Source organism: Novosphingobium sp. HNCC26BN242, assembly GCF_057180525.1.
Window position 1 is genome coordinate 1,406,093 of record NZ_JBXUGM010000001.1, and the last position, 23,008, is coordinate 1,429,100.

At 60.8% G+C, this 23,008-nt stretch carries 15 protein-coding genes; 8 read left to right on the top strand and 7 right to left on the bottom strand.

Going from position 1 to position 23,008, the window contains the following annotated elements; all coding sequences use genetic code 11:
- Positions 1-199 precede the first annotated feature (199 nt).
- The 3 genes from AC2A1F_RS06530 to AC2A1F_RS06540 all read left to right on the top strand — a co-directional run bounded on the left by AC2A1F_RS06530 (position 200) and on the right by AC2A1F_RS06540 (position 4,249).
- On the top strand, positions 200-3,475 hold the full coding sequence (locus AC2A1F_RS06530) for a TonB-dependent receptor (RefSeq protein ID WP_484207924.1): 3,276 nt from the start codon (positions 200-202) through the stop codon (positions 3,473-3,475).
- Positions 3,476-3,627: 152 nt separating this feature from the next.
- Positions 3,628-3,873 (top strand): AbrB/MazE/SpoVT family DNA-binding domain-containing protein, encoded by a 246-nt coding sequence (locus tag AC2A1F_RS06535; RefSeq protein WP_484207925.1) that lies wholly within the window; start codon positions 3,628-3,630, stop codon positions 3,871-3,873.
- Positions 3,860-4,249, top strand: a complete 390-nt coding sequence (locus AC2A1F_RS06540) for a type II toxin-antitoxin system VapC family toxin (protein ID WP_484207926.1) — start codon at positions 3,860-3,862, stop codon at positions 4,247-4,249. Before AC2A1F_RS06535 ends, AC2A1F_RS06540 begins: the two co-directional genes overlap by 14 nt.
- A 28-nt stretch (positions 4,250-4,277) precedes the next feature.
- Here the strand turns inward: AC2A1F_RS06540 and AC2A1F_RS06545 are convergent, their stop codons facing one another.
- The 5 genes from AC2A1F_RS06545 to AC2A1F_RS06565 all read right to left on the bottom strand — a co-directional run bounded on the left by AC2A1F_RS06545 (position 4,278) and on the right by AC2A1F_RS06565 (position 11,361).
- Positions 4,278-5,408, bottom strand: coding sequence for an endo-1,4-beta-xylanase (locus AC2A1F_RS06545; RefSeq protein ID WP_484207927.1), 1,131 nt, complete (start codon positions 5,406-5,408; stop codon positions 4,278-4,280).
- Between the two features lie 26 nt (positions 5,409-5,434).
- Positions 5,435-7,537: a glycoside hydrolase family 5 protein gene (locus AC2A1F_RS06550; protein WP_484207928.1), complete on the bottom strand. Its 2,103-nt coding sequence runs from the start codon at positions 7,535-7,537 to the stop codon at positions 5,435-5,437.
- A 45-nt stretch (positions 7,538-7,582) separates the two neighbouring features.
- Positions 7,583-8,458 (bottom strand): D-xylose 1-dehydrogenase, encoded by an 876-nt coding sequence (gene xylB / locus AC2A1F_RS06555; RefSeq protein ID WP_484207929.1) that lies wholly within the window; start codon positions 8,456-8,458, stop codon positions 7,583-7,585.
- Complete coding sequence (locus tag AC2A1F_RS06560) at positions 8,455-9,579, bottom strand: fumarylacetoacetate hydrolase family protein (RefSeq protein WP_484207930.1); 1,125 nt, start codon at positions 9,577-9,579, stop codon at positions 8,455-8,457. Before AC2A1F_RS06560 ends, xylB begins: the two co-directional genes overlap by 4 nt.
- A 120-nt stretch (positions 9,580-9,699) precedes the next feature.
- Entirely contained in the window at positions 9,700-11,361 is a 1,662-nt protein-coding gene (locus AC2A1F_RS06565; RefSeq protein ID WP_484207931.1) for a choline dehydrogenase, read from the bottom strand.
- A gap of 208 nt (positions 11,362-11,569) precedes the next feature.
- Here AC2A1F_RS06565 and AC2A1F_RS06570 point away from each other — a divergent pair, with 208 nt between their 5' ends.
- Together AC2A1F_RS06570 and AC2A1F_RS06575 are read left to right on the top strand one after the other, a co-directional pair.
- On the top strand, positions 11,570-13,882 hold the full coding sequence (locus AC2A1F_RS06570; RefSeq protein ID WP_484207932.1) for a TonB-dependent receptor: 2,313 nt from the start codon (positions 11,570-11,572) through the stop codon (positions 13,880-13,882).
- 33 nt (positions 13,883-13,915) lie between these two features.
- Positions 13,916-15,574, top strand: coding sequence for an alkaline phosphatase D family protein (locus tag AC2A1F_RS06575; RefSeq protein WP_484207933.1), 1,659 nt, complete (start codon positions 13,916-13,918; stop codon positions 15,572-15,574).
- A 129-nt stretch (positions 15,575-15,703) separates the two neighbouring features.
- Here the strand turns inward: AC2A1F_RS06575 and AC2A1F_RS06580 are convergent, their stop codons facing one another.
- Positions 15,704-17,803 (bottom strand): malate synthase G, encoded by a 2,100-nt coding sequence (locus AC2A1F_RS06580; RefSeq protein WP_484207934.1) that lies wholly within the window; start codon positions 17,801-17,803, stop codon positions 15,704-15,706.
- A gap of 93 nt (positions 17,804-17,896) precedes the next feature.
- Here AC2A1F_RS06580 and AC2A1F_RS06585 point away from each other — a divergent pair, with 93 nt between their 5' ends.
- Positions 17,897-18,787, top strand: coding sequence for a LysR family transcriptional regulator (locus AC2A1F_RS06585; RefSeq protein ID WP_484207935.1), 891 nt, complete (start codon positions 17,897-17,899; stop codon positions 18,785-18,787).
- Positions 18,788-18,947: 160 nt separating this feature from the next.
- Positions 18,948-19,979 carry an alcohol dehydrogenase catalytic domain-containing protein gene (locus tag AC2A1F_RS06590; RefSeq protein WP_484207936.1) on the top strand — a complete coding sequence of 344 codons (1,032 nt, stop codon included), beginning with the start codon at positions 18,948-18,950 and terminating at the stop codon, positions 19,977-19,979.
- 196 nt (positions 19,980-20,175) lie between these two features.
- Here AC2A1F_RS06590 and AC2A1F_RS06595 read toward each other — a convergent pair whose 3' ends face one another.
- Positions 20,176-21,351, bottom strand: a complete 1,176-nt coding sequence (locus tag AC2A1F_RS06595) for a hypothetical protein (protein WP_484207937.1) — start codon at positions 21,349-21,351, stop codon at positions 20,176-20,178.
- A gap of 410 nt (positions 21,352-21,761) precedes the next feature.
- Between AC2A1F_RS06595 and AC2A1F_RS06600 the strand changes: the two genes are divergently transcribed.
- Positions 21,762-22,964 (top strand): AAA family ATPase, encoded by a 1,203-nt coding sequence (locus tag AC2A1F_RS06600; protein ID WP_484207938.1) that lies wholly within the window; start codon positions 21,762-21,764, stop codon positions 22,962-22,964.
- Positions 22,965-23,008 lie beyond the last annotated feature (44 nt).

Sequence of the window (23,008 nt, forward strand, 5' to 3'; positions counted from 1 at the left end):
CCTCAGACTTAAGCCCCTGACAGGCGTTCGATAGCGCTAATTAAGCCTGCATAAAAGTGCAGCACAAATCGCAGCATGACTATTGCGCTTGGTTCCGTGTTGACGTAATCAAAACCCAATGTTAGCGCAATCATGGTTTCGGACTCCAGCGAATGGTGCCGTTAACTTGTTTGCGTCGGTTTAGGGAGAGGGGCTGCAAATGCAATTTTCAGAGGAATCATGTCTGTCAAAGTCGCGCCACACATCGTGGCAGCGCAAGACCGCCGCAATGGCCGGATCTTCGCTTATCGCTTTGACATTGCTGGGTATTGCTGCACCCGCCACGGCGCAGGATCAGCAGGCTGCACCAGACGCGGCAGAAACGCCTGCGGCCACCCCGGCAACACCTTCTGCCACCGATCAGGCAGGCGCCATTATTGTCACCGGCTATCGCGCCAGCCTTGAAACGGCACAGAAGAAAAAGCGCAATTCCAATACCATCGTCGATTCCATCTCGGCTGATGACATTGGCGCACTGCCAGACCGGTCGGTCACCGAAACGCTGCAGCGCATCCCCGGCATCTCGATCAACCGCTTTGCCGCTGGTGTCGATCCCGATCACTTCGCTGCCGAAGGTTCTGGCGTGGTCGTGCGCGGCCTTACCTATGTCCGTTCGGAGTTCAACGGACGCGATGCCTTTACCGCTAACAACGGGCGTGGCCTTGGCTTTGCCGATATCCCGGCCGAACTGCTCGGCGGCGTCGATGTGTACAAGGCCGTCCCGGCTGACCGCATCGAGGGCGGCATCGCTGGTACGGTCGATCTGCGCACGCGCAAGCCGTTTGATCGCCGGGGCTTCTTCCTCGCTGCAACGGTTGAAAACAACTACGGCGATTTCGTGCGCAAGAGCGCGCCGACAGCCTCCATTGTCGCTTCAAACCAGTGGCAGACGCCAATCGGTGATATCGGCATTCTGGGCAGCTTCAACTATTCGCAGCTGTTCACCCGCGCAGACCGTATCGCCATTTCGCGCTTCCGCCCAATTCCGCTTGATGCCAACGGCGTGCAAATCCTGCCGGCAGGATCAGCTCCCGCCGCCAGCTATGGCCTGATCCCGGCAGGTGCCGTGGCCGGTTCGCAAAGCTTCAACCGTGAACGTATCGGCGGCTCGGCCGCGCTGCAGTGGCGCAGCAATGACGGCGCGCTTGAGGCGACATTCGAATTCCTGCGCACCGAAGCCAAGCAGAACTGGGGTGAGTACACCATCGAAGTGGCGACGGACAACGTCGACAGCAACGGTGGTGCCTTTGCCCTGCCCGGGACGCAATTCTCGTTCAATGATAGCGGCGTCTTCAACAACGGCGTGATCACCGGTGCCACCGGCTGGCGCGCGGATGCCGATTTCGCCACCGGCTTTGGCCGCGTTCCCGGCTTCGGCTTGCAAAGCAACAACATCCGCCGTGGCCATGTTGAAAACAACATCGTCAAGGATTACTCGGCCAACCTGAAGTGGAAGGTGAGCGAGCGACTGACCGCGACGTTCGATTACCAGCGCGTCGATTCCACCGTGAATGTCGTCGACAATGGTATCTGGGCAACCACCTATCAGAACGCCAAGATCACCAACAACGGCTTCGAATTACCGCAGATCGAATTGCTGCCGGTTCAGAACTGCAGCCCCAACTGCCCCAATGGCGCAGGCAGCCAGACCTACTTCACCGGCGCGAATCAAAGCTTCATCAGCCCGTTCAACAGCTTCTGGCGCTCGTCGATGGACCACGAAGAGCAGAGCGAAGGCCAGTCTGACGCTGCACGTGTTGACCTGCTTTATACCTTCGATGATGATTCGTTCATCAATTCGATCAAGGCTGGCTATCGTTATGCCAAGCGTGATCAGGTGGCGCGTTTCTCCGCCTACAACTGGGGTGTCTTGTCCGAACAGTGGGGCAATGGCGGCCCACGCTGGATGGACAGCGAAGTCAGCCAGCAAACGCCTCCGGGCTACGCGGTGTACAGCTTCCCCAACTTCTTCGGCGGCCGCACGGGCAGCCCGGCGGGCGAAGGGCGCTTGTTCTATAATGGCAACCCGGCAGAAGATGTTGCGGCCTACCGCGCCTTTGCACTGGCCATCAACCAGTCATGGGATGGTGGCACGGGCTGGCGTCCCCTGCCACAGCGCGTTGGCGTAATCCCCGGCACCTCATACCTGCCCGGCGAAGTGAACTCTGCCACCGAAGAAAACAACGCGGCCTATGTGATGGCCAACTTCGGCAAGGATCTGGGTGGTGAAAAGCGCATTTCGGGCAACATCGGCCTGCGCTATACCCGCACCAACCGCCAGGCCTTCGGTGGATCGTTCATCGCTCAGGCGGCAAACCAGTTTGGCACCCAGCTTGAAGCGTGCTCGGTTCAGCAGCCGGACGGACAGCCGAACAACAGTCCGTTCTGCCGTCTCCCGGGCGATGTGCAACAAGCTCTGGTCGCATCTGACACCGGCGGGGTTTCGGCCTTCGTGCCATCGGTTGCCAATCTGCGCTATGAATACTGGCTGCCCAGCTTCAACGTCCGCCTTGAAATGGGTGGCGGGCTGCAGTTCCGTGCCGCCTACTTCAAGGGCGTAACGCCGCCCGAATTCGGCCTCACCCGCAACTTCCAGCGCATTGATCAGATTGCGGTGCGCGCCGATCAGGCGGTGAACAATAACGCGCCGTTCCTCACCGGCAATATCGTTGCGGGCAATCCGTTGCTGCGTCCGATCGAAGCAGACAACTTCGATATCACCGGCGAATACTACTTCGGAAACGGCGGTCAGTTCACGGTCGCGCTGTTCTACAAACGGCTGAAGAACGTGCTGACCAATGCCAACACATCCACCCAGATCCCGGTGGGTTCGGCCACGGCCTTCGTCAACTCCACGCAGCCGATCAACTCGCCTGATGTGGGCAAGATCAAGGGCTTCGAAGTTGCTTATCAGCAGAACTACTCGTTCCTGCCTGGCATTCTCGGCGGCCTTGGCTTGCAGGCAAACTACACCTTCGTCGATTCACAGGGCGTTCCGCAGTCCACCTTGAACCCGACCGATCCTGACGTTGCTGCAGGCCTCGTGTCGACCATTCCGGGTGACAGCTTCCCGCTCCAGGGCCTGTCGCGCCACACGTTCAACATCGTGCCATACTATGAAAAGGGTGCGGTCACGGTGCGTGCAGCCTACAGCTGGCGTTCGCAGTTCCTGCTGACGCTGCGCGATGTGATCACGCCGTTCGATCCTGTCTTCCAGCGGCCCTATGGTCAGCTCGATGCCTCGATTTTCCTGCGGGTGAACAAGAACTTCACGCTCGGCGTTCAGGGCGTCAACCTGCTGGACTCGCTCGTGAAAACGGCCGCTGCAGTGTATGATCGGCCCGCCGCTGATCCGAACAAGAAGATCCTTCTGGTCCCTCGTCAGTGGTACAAGACAGACCGTCGCTTCACCATTTCGGCGCGCTTGACGCTCTGATCTGCTCCGACCACTGCGAACAGCACTGGGGCGCTGGCATTGCCAGCGCCCCATTTTTTGTCTCAATTATTGCGTGTCGTGCTGCTGCGCTGTATCTTACCGGCGTCTTGCACACGCATTGGACGAAGATTAGGCCGGACCGGATCACCACCGTGATTTCCACCAAAGGGCAAGTCATTCTGCCCAAAGCCGTGCGTGATCATCGCCAATGGCCGCCCGGCACGCGCCTCACAGTTGAAGAAACGCCCGAAGGCGTGCTGCTCAGGGCCAGTCCGTCATTCCCGCCAACATCCATCGAAGCTGTGTTTGCGTCCCTGCCTCACACCGGCAAGCCGCTCTCGCTTGAAGAAATGGATGCGGCAATCGCGGCAGAGGCCCAGCGCCGTGCGCGCGATTGATACCAATGTCCTAGTCCGCTTCCTGACCGGCGATGACCCAAGGCAGGCAAAGATCGCCCGAAAAGCCTTTGAAGCGGGCGAGATCCACATTCCGGTGACCGTCTTGATCGGAACCGAATGGGTATTGCGCGCAGGCTACGGCATTTCCCGCGGCATGATTGCCACGGGACTGCGTGCTGTGGGCGGGCTTCCCAACGTAAATTTAGACGGGCCACAAGCTGTCGCCACGGCGCTAGACTGGTTCGAAGGCGGCATGGATTTTGGCGATGCCCTGCATTTTGCCCTGTCAGCCCATTGCCAGTCGTTCATAACGTTTGACCGCAAACTCGCCAAACAGACGAAGGCACGATCCGCTATCCCGATGGTATTGCCCTGATCGAAACCGGGCAATACCAACCCGGCTATCACCCCCGCACAGGCGCCGCCGCAAACGCCGCCGCAATTGCCTCACGCATCGGCTTGGCCTTGAACGCCACGTCATAGGGGCACCCGCGCGCCACTTCGCCGTCGCTGCGCGGTTCAAACCCTTGCAGCCACGAGAACGTGTCGACCAGTCCCCAGGCCAGCACATCGCGCAGCTGGGAATAGCTGAACATCATGTCACAATAGGCTTTGGTCGTCTCGGCCACTACGCGATCACGCAATGCCACATCGGCCGGCAATTGCCGGTCGCGCACGTCGAATTCGGTGATGACCAGGCCATAACCCATCGCCACCACTTCATCGATGAAACGCCGCCATTCGCGCTGCTGCGCAGCGCCCGGCAATGGTGCAATCAGGTGTGACTGGATGCCCAGAGCATCCACAGGCGTGCCGCGCTTGCGAAACCCTTCGAGCAGCGTCAGCACGCCCTTGCGGTGCAATTCGTTGCCGGGCTCCCAGCTCATGTAATCGTTATAGACCAGCTCCACCTCGGGCGCTGCGCGGCGCGCGGTATGAAACGCCAAATCCACCAACGCCTCAGTGCCACCCATCGCTTGCGATAACGCGGTCTGCGCCAGCTTGCCGTCTTCGGGCAACACGGTTTCGTTCACTACATCATACGATGAGATGCGCCCCTGATAGCGCGCGCAGACAGTCTCCACATGGTTTGTCATCATCGCCGCAGCGGCCGTTGCAGGCTGCCCACCAAAATCGTGCGTTTCCATCCAGCCCGGCATCCATTTGGGCCGGTGCCACAGCAGCGTGTGCCCGCGCAGGCCCAGCCCCTTGGCTTTGGCAAAATCGGCAATCCCATCAAACGCGCCAAATTCAAAGCGTGTGGCCGATGGCCGGATCGCCTGCCACTTCAGTTCATTTTCGGGCACGATCACGCCGCACTCTGCCGCCACCAGTGCGGCATTTTTCGGATTGCGCCACGTGCCGCCCCCACCCCCACCTGCCACGGCAGAGCCGAACCGCATGCCCTTGGCCTTGGCCAAAGCATTCAGCGATGGTTGCGGCGCATCTTGCGCAATGGCGCTGCCCGAGCCAACGGCCAGCGTTGCCGCAGCCGCACCCATCATTGTCAGGCTTTCACGGCGGGTCACGGTCATCGCTGGTCTCCGGTTATCAGATAGGATCAAGGTGCCACGCCGTTCAGGACATAAACACCTGCAATTTCAACTGTATGCCGCGCCCCGCCAAAGTGCAGCGCAACCACGCCCTGCCCTTGCGCAATATCGATCTGCGCCTGCGTCTTCAGCTGGATCAGCTTCCATGTGGGGCCAATCGGCAGAGTGTTGTCGGCAAACCCATCATAAGGTTCGGCGTTTTGCTGCACGCGCAGGGCAATGCGCGCCACGCCATCGGCAGACTCGCTCTCTGTCGCCCTCGCCAGCACGCCCACGATCATGATATCGCCTTCGGCAATAGGAGCATTGATCGGCACCAGCACGCCCACATCGTGCACTTGCGGCGTCTTTGCCGGGTTGCTCAGCGTCAGAGCCTTTCCGCCCGGAACGCCGCTGGCAGGGCCCGCCTTGCTGGTCAGACCCGGGCCATAAACCGCCCATTTGTCAAAAGCTGTCGCATCGCTCACCAGTGTGCCCTTGCCCGCCAATTGCGTCGGCAATGCTGCGGTGGCAACTGCGGCAGGCGTGCCGACAATGCTGGCCGCGCCTTCCACAACGATCGTCTGGCCGATCTCGATGGTCTGCTTGGCTCCAGCCAACTGGAACCCGACCACGGCCTCTCCCGCCGGAAGATCGCGGTCGGCAAGGGCGGTCACTTCATAAAGCTTCCATTCCGCACCCACTTTCAGGGTCGTGTCGGCAAAGCCGCCATAAGGCGCGATGTTCTGCTGCACGCGCACGCCGATGACGCCCTGTTCGTCGGGCGTTTCGGCCTTGATCGTGCGGGCATAGAACGCCACGGTAATGCGCTGCCCCGCCTTGATCGCGGCGCTGATGGGCGCATTGGCCCCCACTTCATAGATCTGCGCACCGCGCCGCGCGGTCTTGATCTGCAACGCGCCACCGCCGGGTGCTTCGGGCGTTTTCACCGGCTTGCTGGTTGCGCCGGGGCCGAACACGGGCCAGTCCAGATTGGTCGGATCGTTGATCAGTTTTCCGGGCAGCGCATCGTCGAGCGCCTGAAGCGCGGGGGACTGGCCTTGGGCCGATGAGGTCATCGGTGCCGCCTTTGGTGGCTCAGCCACATCTTCTGGCAGGCCCATCGCCGCGCGCATCCCGGTCACCCACTGGCGGCTGGCGCTGTCATAAAGCGGGAAGGTGTTGGTATAGGCCCAGGCGCATGTGCCAATGCCCGCCTGCGACCAGCCCTTGCGCACCGTATCCATATAGAGCACGCGCTGCTCCCGCCCGATCTTGTCGATGGCGCCAAATTCACCAATGAACGGCGTCTTGCCGGTGCGCTGGACATAGGCCTGCAACTTGGCCACATCGGCAGCCAGTTGCGCCTTGTCCGCCGCCGTGCCGAATTCGCGGCCCATCTTCGGGCTGGGCGATACCCATTCGGCTCCCTGATGCGTGAATTCAAACGGATCGTAATAATGCACCGTCGGCACCACGTGCGGGTCATTGGGCAATTGCAACGTAGCCAGCGAATTGATGCCGCTCCAGTTTTCGCCGCCAATAATCACCGGCCGATCAGGATTGCTTTCACGGATCGCGGCAAGCGCCGGGGCCAGCGTTGCCAGCAGGTTGGCGTTGGTCAGCTTGTTGTGCGGCTCGTTGGCAATCTCGAACCACACGTGCTCGCGCGGCTCCTTGGCAAAGCGTGCGGCCACTTGCCGCCACACCGTGGCAAGCCGCAGCTTCTGCCCGTCGGGATCGGTCATCAACGCGTCGAAGTTGTGATCGTTCAACATCACGTTCAGCCCGGCCTTGCGGGCCTGCGCCACCACGGTCGCCACGCGATCCATGAACTTCGGATCAATCCGATCGGCGCTGTCGAGGTGCGCGGTCCAGCGCACCGGTAACCGTATCGTTTTGAATCCGGCCTTCGCGATAATCGCAAAGTCATCGTCGGCAATCGCCCGGCCCCATGCGCCTTCGCTGGGCGGTTCCAGATGGTTGCCCATGTTGATGCAAGCCCCCACCGGCAGCGCGTCTGTGCGTGTAGACGAACTTATAGCCGGTTGCGCCAATGCTGCACCCGAAGCGTGCAGCATGGTCAGCGTCATAATCGCTGAAAGCGCGGACTTTGCCTTGGAATTCCTCATCGCACTCTCCACAATCTTCTTATCATTCGCTTGACTTATCAGGCATTAACGCCAGCCACCATCCACCCAATATTCGTGCCCCGTGCAATAGCGCGCATCATCAGACGCAAGGAACAGCGCCATTGCGGCAATGTCCTCGGGCTGCAGCCGCCTCTTCACGCATTGCGCGGCCACGATCTCGGCCTCGCCTTCGGGCGTGTACCAGCGCATTTGCCGCTCGGTTTGCACGTTGCCCGGAATGATCGTGTTCACGCGGATGTTCCACGGGCCAAGCTCGCGAGCCAAGCTTCGGGTAAGTCCCTCGATCCCGGCCTTGGCCACCTGATAGAGCGCCAGATCATCCAGCCCCAGATGCCATGATATCGAGCCGAGGTTCAGGATCACACCTTCACTTTGCGCCTTCATCGCAGGCCACACCGCCTTGGACGCAAAGAACGCATGGCGCAGGTTCACCGCAATGCGATCATCCCAATAGGCAGGCGTCACATCGTCAATCTCGTGCCGGTCATCGCTGGCGGCATTGTTGATCAGCACATCGCACCCACCCAGCGCCTCGGCCAGGCTGTTCATCGCCCGCGAAAGGCCATCGCAATCGGCCACGTCCTGCACGCGCAGCAGCGGGGTGTATTCCACGCCCGCATCCGCATCGAGCCGCGCTGTCAGAGCGCTCGCCGCATCGGCCGCGACATCGACAAAGCCTACGCGCGCGCCCTGCATCGCGAAGCCCGCCACAATCGCCTCGCCAATCCCGCTCGCCCCGCCGGTCACGATCACCCGCTTGCCCCGCAGGCTGGGATATTGCGCACGCTCCTTGGCGCGCCCTTCGTTGACATGGGGATCGGCATGATGCGGTATATGGTGCTGCGCGATATGTTGCACATGATGATGTGCAGCATCGGCCACAGAAGCGCTGCGTTTCATGCGCAGTCCACCAGCCCGCGCTGGGCCAGATTGCGCATGAATGCGGCAATGCCGTTGGTCCATGGCGGCGCATCGCGCGATGTGGTGACCGTGTTGGAAAGCGTGCCCAGCCGCTCCGAACGGATCGTCACCCGGTCCCCCACCTTGTGGGTAAAGCCCGCGCCCGGCGTATCGCGATCCTGCACCGGCGCAAACAGCGTGCCGCAGAACAGCACGAAGCCATCGGGATAGTGATGCTCGCTCAGCGTCTGCTCCACCAGATTGAGCGGATCGCGGCTGATTTCGGACATGTGGTTGGTGCCTTCCATGCGGAAGTTGTCCAGCCCCTCGACCACCAGTTCCACTTGCGCACTGCGCACATCATCAATGCCAAAGCCATCGTCGAACAGACGAATGAACGGCCCCAGCGCGCACGATGCCGTGTTGTCCTTGGCCTTGGACAGCAGCAGCGCCGACCGCCCTTCAAAATCGCGCAAGTTCACATCATTGCCCAGCATCGCGCCCACGACTTCGCCCGCCGGATCAACCACCAGCACCACTTCGGGTTCGGGGTTGTTCCATGCGGAATCCGATCGCACCCCGATCAGCGCCTCATGGCCAACAGTCGAAAGCACCGGCGATTTGGAAAAGACTTCCGCATCCGGCCCAATCGCGACTTCCAGATATTGTGACCACATGTCCTGTTCGATCAGCAGTGCCTTCAGCGCCATAGCCTCGTCACTGCCTGGCACCACCGCGCGGATGCCTGCGCCGATCTTGCTTTCCAGATCCCCCCGGATCGTGGCCGCAGTGGCCGCATCGCCGCGCGCGCGCTCTTCAATCACGCGCTCGATCGCGCTCAACGCAAAGGTCACGCCGCAGGCCTTGATGCATTGAAGATCAACCGGGGTGATCAGCCGCCAGCCATCGGGCAGACCATCGGAAACCGCCCCAAGCTCCACACCGCCATCAAACACCCGCCGCGCAATCGCGCCCGATGAAGTGCTGGCCAGCGCCGTCATGTCATAAATCCGGCCATGGCGCAGCATAATCACATGCGGCCCGGCCTCGCTCTGCGCGCGGCCCAGAAAGAGCCCCTGCGCATGATCGTGCGGAAGGCAAGCCGCAAGACCTGTCATCATCAATCCATCCCCCGGCAAGCGTCCCGTCAGCCCGCAAGGGGCCTTCACAATTGGTAACGCTACCCTAAGCAGACATCAGATGGATTTCAAGCCTGCACTGTCGCATTTATGTTTGCGTTATCAGGCCGCAGCCGCCAGCGCCGCCCGCCCCCGGATCACGTCGGCGATCTTTTCGGCAATCATGATCGTGGGGGCATTGGTATTCCCCCCGATCAGCAGGGGAATGACAGAAGCATCAACCACACGCAGGCCCTCCAGCCCGATCACCTTGCAGTCCCTGTCCACCACCGCCATCGGATCATCGCGCGTGCCCATCTTTGCCGTGCCCACCGGGTGATAGATCGTCTCGCCCTTGGCCCGCACCCAGGCGTCGATATCTTCATCCGATTGCACAGCCACGCCGGGCCAGATTTCCTCGCCGCGATAGGGGGCCAGCGCATCCTGCGCCGCCACATGCCGCGCGATGCGGATGCCCTCGCGCACAACCCGGCGGTCCTCCTCAGCAGCCAGAAAATTGGCCATGATTGCAGGGTCGGCATAAGGATCGGCGCTGCTCAGCCCCACCCTGCCCCGGCTTTCCGGGCGCAGCTGGCACACGTGCAGCGTAAAGCCATCGCGCTTCACCTGCACCTTGGCATGTTCCTGCATGATCGCGATCACAAAGTGGATCTGCAGATCGGGCCGGTCCAGATCGGGCCGCGATTTAAGAAAGGCCCCCGCTTCCAGCCCGTTTTGCCGCCCGGTGCCCTTGCCCGTCAGCATATAGTGCAGCCCTACCATAAGCTGCCGCAACCCCTTTATCTCGCTGTAAAGCGATACCGGCTGCGTGCAGGCCCAGTTGAGCGTCACATCCAGATGGTCCTGCAGGTTGTCGCCCACACCCTTCAATGCATGGACCGGGGCGATGCCATGGCTTTTCAGCTTTTCGGGATCACCAATGCCCGACAATTGCAGGATTTGCGGAGACTGAAACGCCCCTGCACACAGCAGCACTTCGCGCCCCGCTTGCGCCGATCGCAGCGGCTTGCCCTGCCCAAGGCTATATTCCACCCCCACCGCGCGCCCGCCTTCCACCACGATCCGGTGCACCCGCGCACCGGTCACCACCTGCAGATTGCGCCGCGTGCCCACAATCGGTGTCAGATACCCGCGCGCCGCGCTCCATCGCTCTCCATCGTTGATGGTCAGCTGATACCGTCCGAACCCTTCCTGATCCGCCCCGTTGAAATCGGGCGTCACTTTGTGCCCGGCCTGCCGCCCGGCTTCGATGATCCCGCGATAGAGGGGGTGGTCGGACCGCTCGCCCCAATTCACCTTCAGCGGCCCGCCTGCACCATGGAACTCGCCTGCGCCGCCATTTGGATCATTGGCGCAATAATCCTCGGCCTTGCGGAAGTAGGGCAAGACATCGGCATAGGACCACCCCTCAAGCCCCAGCTGCCGCCACTGGTCATAATCGCGCGCGTGGCCCCGGATATAGACCATGCCGTTGATCGCGGATGATCCGCCCAGCCCCTTGCCCCGCGGATGCCACATGCGGCGGCCATCCATGTGCGGCTCCGGCTCGCTCCAGAAGCCCCAGTTGTGTTTGCTCTTTTGCTTGATCAGCGTGCCCACGCCCGCCGGCATGCGCACCAGCACCGATGTATTGGCCCCGCCCGCCTCCAGCAGCAGCACGCGCACAGCTGCATCTTCGGTCAACCGCGCCGCCAGCACGGCTCCGGCGCTGCCTGCCCCGATCACGATATAATCGAACGTGTCCAGCCCAGCACTTCCGGCCATGCGCCGCTCCCATCCCGAATCTGCTTGATCTTGTTGGCAGCAGGGTAATTAATCGGACGATTAATGGCAAGCGAGGCGCGCATCTTGCGCAAAACCTGCCCCGAAGGATGTATCGGATCGTCACGCGTCAGCAAAAAAGGACGTGATCTTCGTCACATCCGCGAAACATTGCCACCCTATCCGCCCTGCATCACAACAGGTGGGTCAAATGAAAACAACACTATTGATCGGTTCGGCACTGGTATCAACACTGCTTTTCGCACCCAATTCTTGGGCACAGGACAATATTACCCCGGCGCCTGAAGGTGAAGCCGCTGATACTATTGTCGTAACAGCGCAGAAATTCGAACAGAAACTTGTCGATGTTCCAATCACTATTTCAGCCGTCACTGGTGATCGCATTCGCGAACTGGGCGTTTCAGACCTTGACGAGCTGTCCGCCTATGTCCCCGGCCTCAACATTCAGGAGCAGAGCGCCAACAATCCCGGCGTCGTGATCCGCGGCATCACCTCGGATTCCGGCTCGGCGCAGCAGGGCCCGCGCGTCACGCTCTATTACAACGGCGTCGATATCTCGCGGTCACGCGGGTCCTATCAGGCGATCTATGATCTTGAACGCGTCGAAGTGATCAAGGGCCCGCAAGCCACACTGTTTGGCACAGCCTCTGCCGTTGGCGCAATCAGCCTCGTCTCTGCCCGCCCGCAGCCGGGCGTTTCGGGAATGATCACCGGCGGCATCGGCAATTTCGGCCAGACCCTGCTCGGCGGCTTCCTCAATTCCGGTGATGACAAGATCGCCGCCCGCATCGCCTTCGAATGGCGCACGCGCAACGGATACGTCGAAAATCTCGCTCCTTCGCAGGAAGAAGAGCTTTATGCACAAGACCAGCTTGGCCTGCGCACTTCGATCCGCTGGAAACCGTCAGACCGCGTAACCGTGGACCTTATCGGCACTTATGACCGTCAGCGCAACGGCGGCACGCCCTTCGTTTCGGGCACTTATGCCACGTCGGCAGGCCCGGCCAATCCGTTTGGCAAGGCCAACCTTGGCGGCTCCCCTCTTTCCGCCGCGGTCCTTGGCAATTCGCAGCTTGGCCTCAACCGCGATGTCTATGACGCCAACCTGACCGTTGCTGCCGAACTGACCGACGAGATCACTTTCACCACCGTCAACGGCTACCGCGAATTTGATAGCCGCGAAGTGTTCGATGCCGATGGCAGCGCCGCGTGGTATCTGGAATTTGCTGAAAACGCCAAGGGTTGGCAGGCCAGCCACGAAGGCCGCTTCAGCTATCAGTCCAGCACGATCCGCGCCTCTGCCGGGTGGAACGTGTTCAAGGAAGACAGCACACAGGCCGTGCCGTTCAGCTCCGAAGAAGGCACGTTCTTGCAGTGTGCGGCCAACATCATCCCCGGCCTTGGCTGCATCAACTCCGCAGGCGTCGTCACTGCCGCACAGGCTACCGCGCTCGCCACCAATGGCGCGTTCACGCAAGTCCCCTATTCGTCGGAATTCATCAACGGCGGCATCAACACCGCCTACTCGGTCTTTGCCGACGCCACCTGGATACCCACTCCTGCCATCGAAGTGACCGTAGGCGCGCGCTATGTGTGGGAAGATCGCGAATCCACCTACTTCGCCCGCGTCCCGCGTCCGGCATTGAACCCCACCGCCACCTCGCTGGTGCCAGGTCAGGTCGATACTGGCGGCAAGACCTTCCGCGCGACAGGAAAATCCAACGCCTTCCTGCCGCGCTTCAACGTGCTCTATCGCCTGTCGGACCAGACCAACGTCTTCGCCACAATTTCGAAGGGCCGTCGCTCCCCCGTGGTGCAGCTTAATGCGGCCCGGGTGAACGGCACACCGCAGGCGAACCTGCAGAACGTGCCGGAAGAAACCGTGTGGAATTACGAAGTGGGGCTTAAGGGCGCCACCGGGCCGGTTTCGGGCTCGATCGGCGTCTATTACCAGAAGTACGATGGCTTCCAGGTCAGCGTGCAGCAGGGCAATGGCACCACGATCACGCAAAGCGCTGGCACGGCCAGCAACTTCGGGGTTGAAGCGGAACTGGCGATCAAAGCGTCGGATTGGCTGCGCCTGTTCGGCAACGTGGGCTATATCGATGGCGGGATCGACAAGAACACCACCTTTGCCCCCACCTTCTCGGGCGCACGCTTCCGCCTGCAGCCTGAATGGCAGGCGGCGGGCGGCTTCACCATCGATGCCCCCGTTGCCGATGGCATCCGCGTGTTCATGACGCCGACGGTAACCTATCGCAGCAAGATCTTCTTCGAACTGCCCAACAGCGAACTGCTCAGCCAGAAGGCCGTCACACTGGTCAACGTGCGGGGCGGTGTGTCGTTTGCTGATGGCAAGTATGAAATCTCGGCCTTCATGCGCAACGTGACCAACAAGGACTATCTGCTGGATGCTGGCAACACCGGCCGCGCTTTCGGCATTCCCACCTTCATCCCCGCCGAACCGCGCTTCTTCGGCGCTGCGCTGACCGCGCGGTTCTGATAGCCTGACACGACAACCAAGGAAGCCAGACCGATGACGATCACCATCAACCGCCGCAATCTGCTCGCCGCCATGGGCGCGGGCACCGGCATCGGTCTGGCCCCTGCTGCCATCGCCGCCGCAAAGCTCAAGACTGCCAGCTTCCGCCACGGCGTGGCCAGCGGTGATCCGGCGGCTGACGGCGCGGTGCTGTGGACCCGCGCCAGCGTGGCAGAAGGCGCAAGCGGCGATGTGCCTCTCACCTGGCATGTGGCCACCAGCGACACGGCAAAGCCGCTGAAATCGGGCAAGATCACCGCCACCGCCGCTGCCGATCACACCGCCAAGGTCGAAGTGGCAGGCCTCAAACCCGCCACCGAATACTGGTACTGGTTCCGCACCGCCGATGGCACCGCCAGCCCCAAGGGCCGCTTCCGCACGCTCCCGGTGGGCAAGACTGACAAACTGGTCATCGCGCTGGCCTCCTGCGCGCTCTATCCCGGCGGCCTGTTCAATGCCTATGCCGATCTGGCCACACAGGACCGCGTCGATGCCGTGCTGCATCTGGGCGATTACATCTATGAATACGGCGCAGACGGCTATGGCGCAGACATCGGCAAGCGGCTGAACCGCCTGCCCGATCCCACGCACGAAATCGTTACCCTGTCAGATTACCGTCGCCGCCATGCGCAGGTGAAGGCCGATCCGCAGATGCAGGCCGCCCACGCCCGCGCCGCCTTCATCTGCGTGTGGGATGATCACGAAACCGCCAACGATGCCTGGCTCGGCGGCGCGGAGAACCACGATCCGGCCAAGGAAGGCGATTGGCGCGCGCGCAAAGCCGCTGCGCTTCAGGCCTATTTCGAATGGATGCCGATCCGCAATCCCAAGGCCGGGGCCGATCCTGCCGCGATCAACCGCAGCTTCGAATTCGGCGACCTCGCCACGCTTGCCATGGTCGAAACCCGCCTGCTTGCCCGGTCTGAACAGATCGCCAGCAAAGGCGCAGCGCCCGATATGGCGCAAGTCTCCGCCATGCTCGCCGCCCGCAACGATCCTGCGCGTGAAATGCTGGGCGCAGCGCAGTTGCAGTGGTTGGAAAGCACCTTCGCCGCCTCGGTAAAGGCAGGCAAGCCTTGGCAATTGCTGGGCAATCAGGTGGTCATGGCGCGCGTGCCGGGGCCAGATTTGCGCGCCGCGCTGGGCGATGCCACGTTCGAAGCGATGCTGGCCAAGATGCCCGAAGCCTATCGCGGCCAGATCGCCCGCTCTCAGGCCGCGTTCAAGGCCGGCATTCCCTTCAACATGGACGCATGGGACGGCTACCCCCCTGCCCGCGAACGGCTCTACGCCAGCATGCGCAAAATCGGCGCAAACCCGCTGGCCTTTGCCGGAGACAGCCACGCCGCATGGGCGAACGACCTCTACGACGATAGCGGCACGCGCATCGGCGCAGAATTCGGCGCAACCGCCATCACCAGCCCCTCCTACGGCTCGCTCCTCCCCGGCCTCGGCAAAATCATCACCGCGCAAAGCCCCGAAGTCGCCTTTTGCGATCAGGACATGAAGGGCTACACGATGGTGACGATCACGCCCGACGCTGCCGTGGCCGAATTCGTCACCGTCTCCACCGTTTTCACACCGCAGTTCACCCGCGGCGTGGCCGCCCGGTATGAAGCCCGCAAAGGTGCGGCGTTGAAAGCGCTGGGGTAAGCCGCAAAGCCCCTACGTCATTTGGCTCTAGTCATCTGGCTCTAAAGCAAATTGTACGACACTGCCCCGTCTCCCCGTGCTTGACACGGGGCTTGGCCAACCATTGTCGGCAATCAGAGCCTGCTGACATTAGGCTGCCTTGACCTTCTGGCGGAAGGCGTGGAGCAGCGGTTCGGTATAGCCGCTGGGCTGGGCCAACCCTTCGAAGACCAGCGCGCGTGCGGCCTGAAAGGCAAGGCTGGCTTGCGGATCGCTTGCCATCGGCTGATAGAGCGGATCATCGGCGTTCTGGGCATCGACCTTGGCCGCCATGCGCAGCAGCGCTTCGTCAACCTGTTCTGCGGTAACAACGCCGTGCAGCAGCCAGTTGGCGATGTGCTGGCTGGAAATGCGCAGCGTTGCGCGGTCTTCCATCAGGCCCACATCGTTGATGTCCGGCACCTTCGAACAGCCTACGCCCTGATCAACCCAGCGCACAACATAGCCGAGGATGCCTTGCGCGTTGTTGTCGATTTCGTCGCGTATTTCGGCTTCAGACCAGTTCTTGCCGGCTGCTACGGGAATGGTCAGCAGCGCATCAAGGCTGGCAATGCCCTCGGCGCGGCGCTGTTCCTGCCGGGCGAAGACATCGACCTGATGATAGTGCGTGGCGTGCAGCGTGGCGGCGGTGGGCGATGGCACCCAGGCGGTGTTGGCGCCGGTCTTCGGGTGACCGATCTTCTGCACCAGCATGTCGGCCATGCGGTCGGGCATCGCCCACATTCCCTTGCCAATCTGCGATTTGCCCGAAAGCCCACAGGCAAGACCGATCTGGACGTTGCGGTCTTCGTACGCCAGGATCCACGAACTGGTCTTCATGTCGCCCTTGCGCAGCATTGGCCCGGCATGCATCGAGGTGTGCATTTCATCGCCGGTACGATCAAGAAAGCCGGTGTTGATGAACATCACCCGGTCTTTCACCGCATGGATGCAGGCGGCAAGGTTGGCGCTGGTGCGGCGTTCTTCATCCATCACGCCGATTTTGAGCGTATGGCGCGAGAGGCCTAGCATGTCTTCCACCGCATCGAACAGATCGTTGGCAAATGCACACTCTTCCGGCCCGTGCATCTTGGGCTTGACGATATAAGCCGAGCCGCTGCGGCTGTTCTGCAAGCTGCCTGTGCGCTTCAGATCGTGGATCGAGATCAGACTGGTAACGATCCCGTCAAGAATCCCCTCGGGCGCCTCGCTGCCATCGGGCAAAAGCACTGCCGGATTGGTCATCAGATGCCCGACATTTCGCACCAGCAGCAGCGAACGGCCCGGCAGGGTGAACGCACTGCCATCGGGCGCAACATAGCTGCGGTCCGGGTTTAGGCGGCGCGTCATCATCTTGCCGCCTTTCTCGAAAGTGTCCGCAAGATTGCCCTGCATCAGGCCCAGCCAGTTGCCATAAGCAGCCACCTTGTCCTCGGCATCGACGGCGGCGACCGAATCCTCAAGATCGCAGATTGCGGTAATCGCCGCTTCGAGCACGACATCGGCGATGTTGGCAGGATCGCCCTTGCCAATCGGATGCGTGGCATCAATCACGATTTCGATGTGCAGGCCGTTGTGCTTGAAAAGGAGATTGTCCCCTGCCCGGCCCACGAATTGCCCTGCGTTCTGCAGCGCCAGTTCGCCGCCTGTCCAATCCGCCCACGATCCCGAAGCCAGCGGCACGGCTTGATCGAGGAACGCCTTGGCCCAGGCGATGACCTGCGCGCCGCGCTTGGCATCATAGCCCCTGCCCTCAGCCGCACCGGGAATGGCGTCTGTGCCATACAGCGCGTCATAAAGACTGCCCCAGCGTGCATTTGCGGCGTTCAGCAGGAAGCGGGCGTTTAGAATGGGCACCACCAGCTGCGGACCGGCAACTTCGGCAAGTTCGCGATCGACGTTGATGGGCGCAACACAAAATGGTGCCGGTTCCGGCAAGAGATAGCCGATTTCGGTGAGGAAGGCCTTGTAGGCCGCGATGTCCTGCTGCTGGCCGGCGCGCTCCTTGTGCCAGGCATCGATCTGCGCTTGCAGGTCATCGCGCTTTGCCAAAAGCGCACGGTTGCGCGGGACAAAGCGCAAAAAAACATCAGCAGCACCGCTCCAGAATGCGTCTGCGTCGACCCCGGTGCCCGGAAGGGCGCGCTGTTCCACGAACTCGGCAAGGACGCCAGCAATCTTCAGACCTGCGCGATCGACATAAGCGTTCATCGAAACTCTCCTGCTTGTCTGCGGAACCTATCGCCGATGCCAAGCATGCGGTAGAAGGAAAGAATTCAACACAGCTTATTGTATGGGTTAACAATGTTCGATCCCGATTACGACCATTTCCTTGGCATCGTGGAAGCCGGTTCAATCTCGGCTGCGGCCCGCGCAAGGGGCATTTCAACAGCGGCGCTGTCCAAACGCCTCGTCCGTCTGGAAGAGCGGCTCTCGACCCGCCTGATCAACCGCACCACGCGCCGTCTTGCACTGACCGATGCGGGGAAAGCTCTGCATGATGCGCTGCTTCCTTTGCGCAACACGCTGCAGGCCGCAGAAGAGCGGATCTCCGGTCGGCACGATCTGCTCCGTGGCCCGCTGCGGGTAACGGCACCAACGTCGTTCGGTCGCATGCACGTGCTGCCCTGCGTGCCCGGCTTCCTTGCCGCAAACCCTGATGTCGATCTCACGCTCGATCTTTCGGACGAGTTCGTCGACCTGCTGGATGGTTCTTGCGATCTGGCCATCCGCATTGGCGCAGGGCTTGGCGCAGGGCTGGTTGGCCAGCGCCTCGGCACCAGCCACCGCGTGCTCTGCGCGGCACCGCAATATCTTTCGGCACTGGGAGAACCCGTCTCGCTGCCAGATCTCAAACATCACCGCATCCTTGCCACCACGGCACAGTTGCCCTGGAAACTTGATGGGCCAGATGGCACCGTCCTTCACAACGGGCAGAGCCATGTTCGCACCAACTCCAGCGAAGTCGTGCGGGAACTTGCAATCGGGGGCTGCGGCATAGCGCTCAGATCGCTTTGGGATGTAAGCGAAGAACTGCGCGCAGGAACGCTGATGCGCGTGCTGCCGGATTATCAAGGATCGCACGACGTGGGCATCTATGCCGTCCATGCGCAGATGCCGGCCGTTCCGGCACGGCTCACAGCCTTTGTCGCCTCGCTTGCTGCCTCCATGCGCAGAAGTGCCGCGTTCGGTTGAGGTTGCCAGCCCTGCGATGATGGTGGTGGTCGCTTCATTGATCGAATCCGCCATGGAGACTAGCATGGAGACTAGGCGGTATAACAATCAACGCTGATCACCGGTTTGCGCAGCGCGATGCAGCCTGTTCTCCGGCCAACAATTGCACTGGATGTAAAGCATGATGGATGCACTTGAAATGTGGGTGCCGCGCAAAGGCGATGCGCAAGTTCTCACAGCCAGGTCGGTACAGCTGGCAACTCCGGGCTTTGGGCAAGTTACGGTAGAGGTTGAAGCCGCTGGTGTAGCCTATGCCGACATAGCGATGCGGGTGGGGGCATATCCCGGAGTCAAAGTGCCGTTCGTACCCGGCTATGATTTTGTCGGGCGCATTGTCCGTGTTGGTGATGGCGTCGATGGGTTTTCTGCAGGTGACCGGGTTGGTGGCATAACCGTAACAGGCTGCTACGCATCGCTGCGCAATGTTGATGCAAAGCTGTTGGTCAAAGCCCCGGAAGGCTGCGATGCGGCAAAGCTTGTTGCAGCAACATTGAATGGCCTGACCGCATGGCAAATGCTGAAGCGCGCCACAGCGCCCGAAAAGGGGGAATGGATACTGGTTCACGGTGCCAGTGGCGGCGTTGGCACCTTGTTGGTTGATATGGCTGCCTTGGGCGGGATCCGGGCAATTGGCACAAGTTCCGCCGGAAATCTGGATCTTGTCCGGTCGCACAACTGTGTGGCAATCGATTATGCGGCAAACGCCTTTGTCGAAAAAGTTCTCGAAATCAGCGGAGGCGGGGTCGTTGCCGCCTATGATCATATTGGCGGACGGCACTTCCGAAAGCGCAGCATGGCAGTTCTGCGCGATGGCGGGGTCGGTGTGCTTTACGGGGCTTACGAGGTCAGTCGTGGTGGCCGCTTCCGGCCCGCGGCGCTGATCTCCTTGTTGACCGGGGGGCGTTACTCACCGCTGGATCTGGTTGCGGCCAGCAAAGGCGTTGTCACCTATCTGGCAGATGTGATGGTTCGCCACCGGGTTGAGACCTATCGCGCTGATATGGCGAATGTTTATGCCCTTGTTGAAACCGGCGCGCTGAACCCCATTGTCGGCGCACGCTTTGCACTGGAACGCGCTGCAGAGGCACAAATCATGCTGGAAAACCGCGCGGTAAACGGCAAGATCGTGCTGGTACCCGGCGGCGCAGCATAGGAACGGCTAGAACGCGAAAATCGGGCATTTGGGGATTTGGCAAAATGTCACCTTAGAGCTGCGCAAGGCTCCTTGCCGAGGAGCTTCCTGCGGCAGTCGCGGTGAACCAGGTTGGTCGGAAAGTGCTCTAATCCCAAACAATATGTCAGATCTGGCCTTGACGCTACATTCTCCAACCACTGGTGAGGTTTCCGGGTTAGATCGTATGCTTGCCGCTAAGGCCGCGATAGATTTTTTCGAAGGCGGACGGGTCAGCGGAAAGCAGACTGGGCCTTATGTAAACCGGGCCATCGAATTTCATGGCAGCCAATTTGCGATAGCCGACGACGTCGTCCCAAGTGATGGAAGAAGGGCAGGCAATTTCTTCCTCGCCAAAAAGATGCGTCCATTGGTGCTTACCCCGGCTGGGGATCAAAAAACCCGCACGCACGCGTACCGCGTAAACCACTCCATTCGCGCCAGCGAAGCCTTTTGCGACACTGACCGCGCGCGTGGTTGAAATGTATCCTTTAAGGTCTTGCTGTGCGACCATTCGGCCTGCGTGCATCTCCTCGGATTTCACCTGCCCGCGCCACATTACGTAATAAGCAAGCAACTCTCTTTCGGCGGGGGAGGGAACAGTATGTGAAATAATCTTGGTGAGTTGTTCAAGGGTGATCTTGATTCCAAATTTTTTCAGAAGATATGCTTCGAAATGAGGATGAATACAGTCTTTTATATAGCCTGCATCGGTGCGGCTACTTGGGGGCTGGAAACCACTTGCGGAATTTATCAGATCGGGCGACCTTTTATCGCCGCGAAATGCGTAAGCCGAAACAACTTTAAGCTCTCTCATGATGCTCCAGTCCTCCGGGACAGTGGTCATGAGATGCTGCAGGCTTTTCTCCTGAGTGTTCTTTAAATCTCTTTCTTTTCGGGTGTTTGTAGGCAGCGAGCTAAGGCCGCCCTTCTTAAGGTTGATGATCGTATCGTAGCCGATTGGTGCAACATCTTTGTATTGCGTGGCCATCGGTAGCTGTGGCTGCTGGCCCGGACGAGGGGGCAATGGCGGCATGGTGCGCGCGTTGGCCGCAGGCGGGCCGGCGACCGGCGGCCTGGCGCTGGGGTGCATTACCCGGTGATCGCCAGCAAAGACATTGCCGCGCATTGCGCCGTCGGTTGGCTTGGCATGCTTCCAGCTACTTTCGATCAGCCGCTGCAGCTTGGTATCCAACTGAGGAGGCGGCGATCCATCTTTAAGCTTTATGTAATCTAGTGCTGGGCCTTTGTAGTCCATGGATCCACGGCTCTCAGGGGTATTGAGCTTTGCAGGCTCGACACCGAAGAAGGCTCCGCCAAAGCTTTCGTCAATCTTCTTTGGCTTCGCTACCATGAAAACCCCCGCCGCGCTTCGGGAAGCAAAATTTATGAAAATGCAAATCGAGTCAAATTGAATTCTTGTTACGGTGACAATTCAACAAACACACTGATCTACCCCCTCACTCGGCCCGCTCCGGTCATACTGGTGCCATTCAGACGCTGAAGGAACCTCAGGAAATTTGGTCATTTGGTCGGCTTTCACCGTACCTCCTGTCACGCCAGACAGCGCCCCGATTCGAACCGGCGCAGGGGGACGGTGTTTCCCCGGGGAAACGCCAGAGCCATGGCAAGGCTATACCAGATCATGTTCTAAAGCTGATCGCAGCACCAAGATATGGTGACTGGCGCATTTTCGCAGGCCTGATTGCGCAATTGAAGGAAATCCGTTATCCGTAATACGGAATACCTTCAAAAAGGCGCGTGATGACTGATCCGAATTCAATTGTCAGCCAGATCGGCGATCTTGCCTCAGCCGGTGAGAAGATGATCGAGCGTCTGCGGCGCAAGGCCTTTCTGCCAGACAGCCGCAAGGGACTCAATGTCCGCATCGGCATTGCCGAGGCCGCGCAGCTGCTCGGCTGCTCCACCAACCGGATCCGCATGGCCGAAGACGATGGCCGCCTGCCCGCCCCGCCCGCCGGGGAAAACGGACGGCGACTGGGCTATTCGATGGACGAATTGATGCACATGCGCGAAGTGCTGGGTGCCTCCCCTGCCCGCGCGCCGGGCGATGTGCCCGCGATCATCGCGGTGCAGAATTTCAAGGGCGGCGTGGGCAAAAGCACCGTGACCACGCACTTGGCGCACTATTTCGGTGTGCAGGGATATCGCGTGCTGGTGGTCGATTGCGACAGCCAGGCGACGACGACCACGCTGTTCGGTTTCAACCCGCATTTCAACATCACGCGCGATGAAACGCTGTATCCTTATCTGTCGATCGACCCGACGCAGACCGACCTGCTCTATGCGGTCAAGCGCACGCCGTGGCCCAATGTCGATCTGATCCCGTCGAACCTTGAACTGTTCGATGTGGAATATGAACTGGCTGCATCGGGCGCAGATGGGCAATCGGTGCTGGCCGCGCGCTTCCGCAAGCTGAAAGCGGGCTTACTCGATATGGCGCGCGATTACGATATCGTGATCCTCGATCCGCCGCCTGCGCTGGGCACGATTTCGTTGGCGGTGATGCAGGCGGCCAATGCGCTGCTGGTGCCACTGGCCGCCACGACGCCCGATTTCTGTTCGACCGTGCAGTTCCTGTCGATGATGGATCAGGTGATCGCACAGTTGATCGAAGCCGGGATCGAGGTTGATTACACGTTCGTGCGGCTGATCTGCTCCAAATTCGATGGCGGCGATCCCAGCCATGAAATGGTCCGCACGATCATGGAACAGACTTTCGGCCCTGCACTGCTGCCCGTGCCGATCCTTGAAAGCGCGGAAATCAGCCACGCGGCGCTGCGCATGATGACGGTCTATGAGCTGGAAAAGCCGATCGGCACCCCCCGCACCCACAAACGCTGCCGCGCCAATCTGGACGAGGCGATGGGCCAGATCGAACAGCTGGTCCGCGCAGGCTGGGGCCGCATGGCGCCGGCGCGGGAGGAGGATGTGATCCATGCGTGAGAGCGGTTCTTATCCTCAGGTTGCGTCTGTGTCCTTCGACAGGC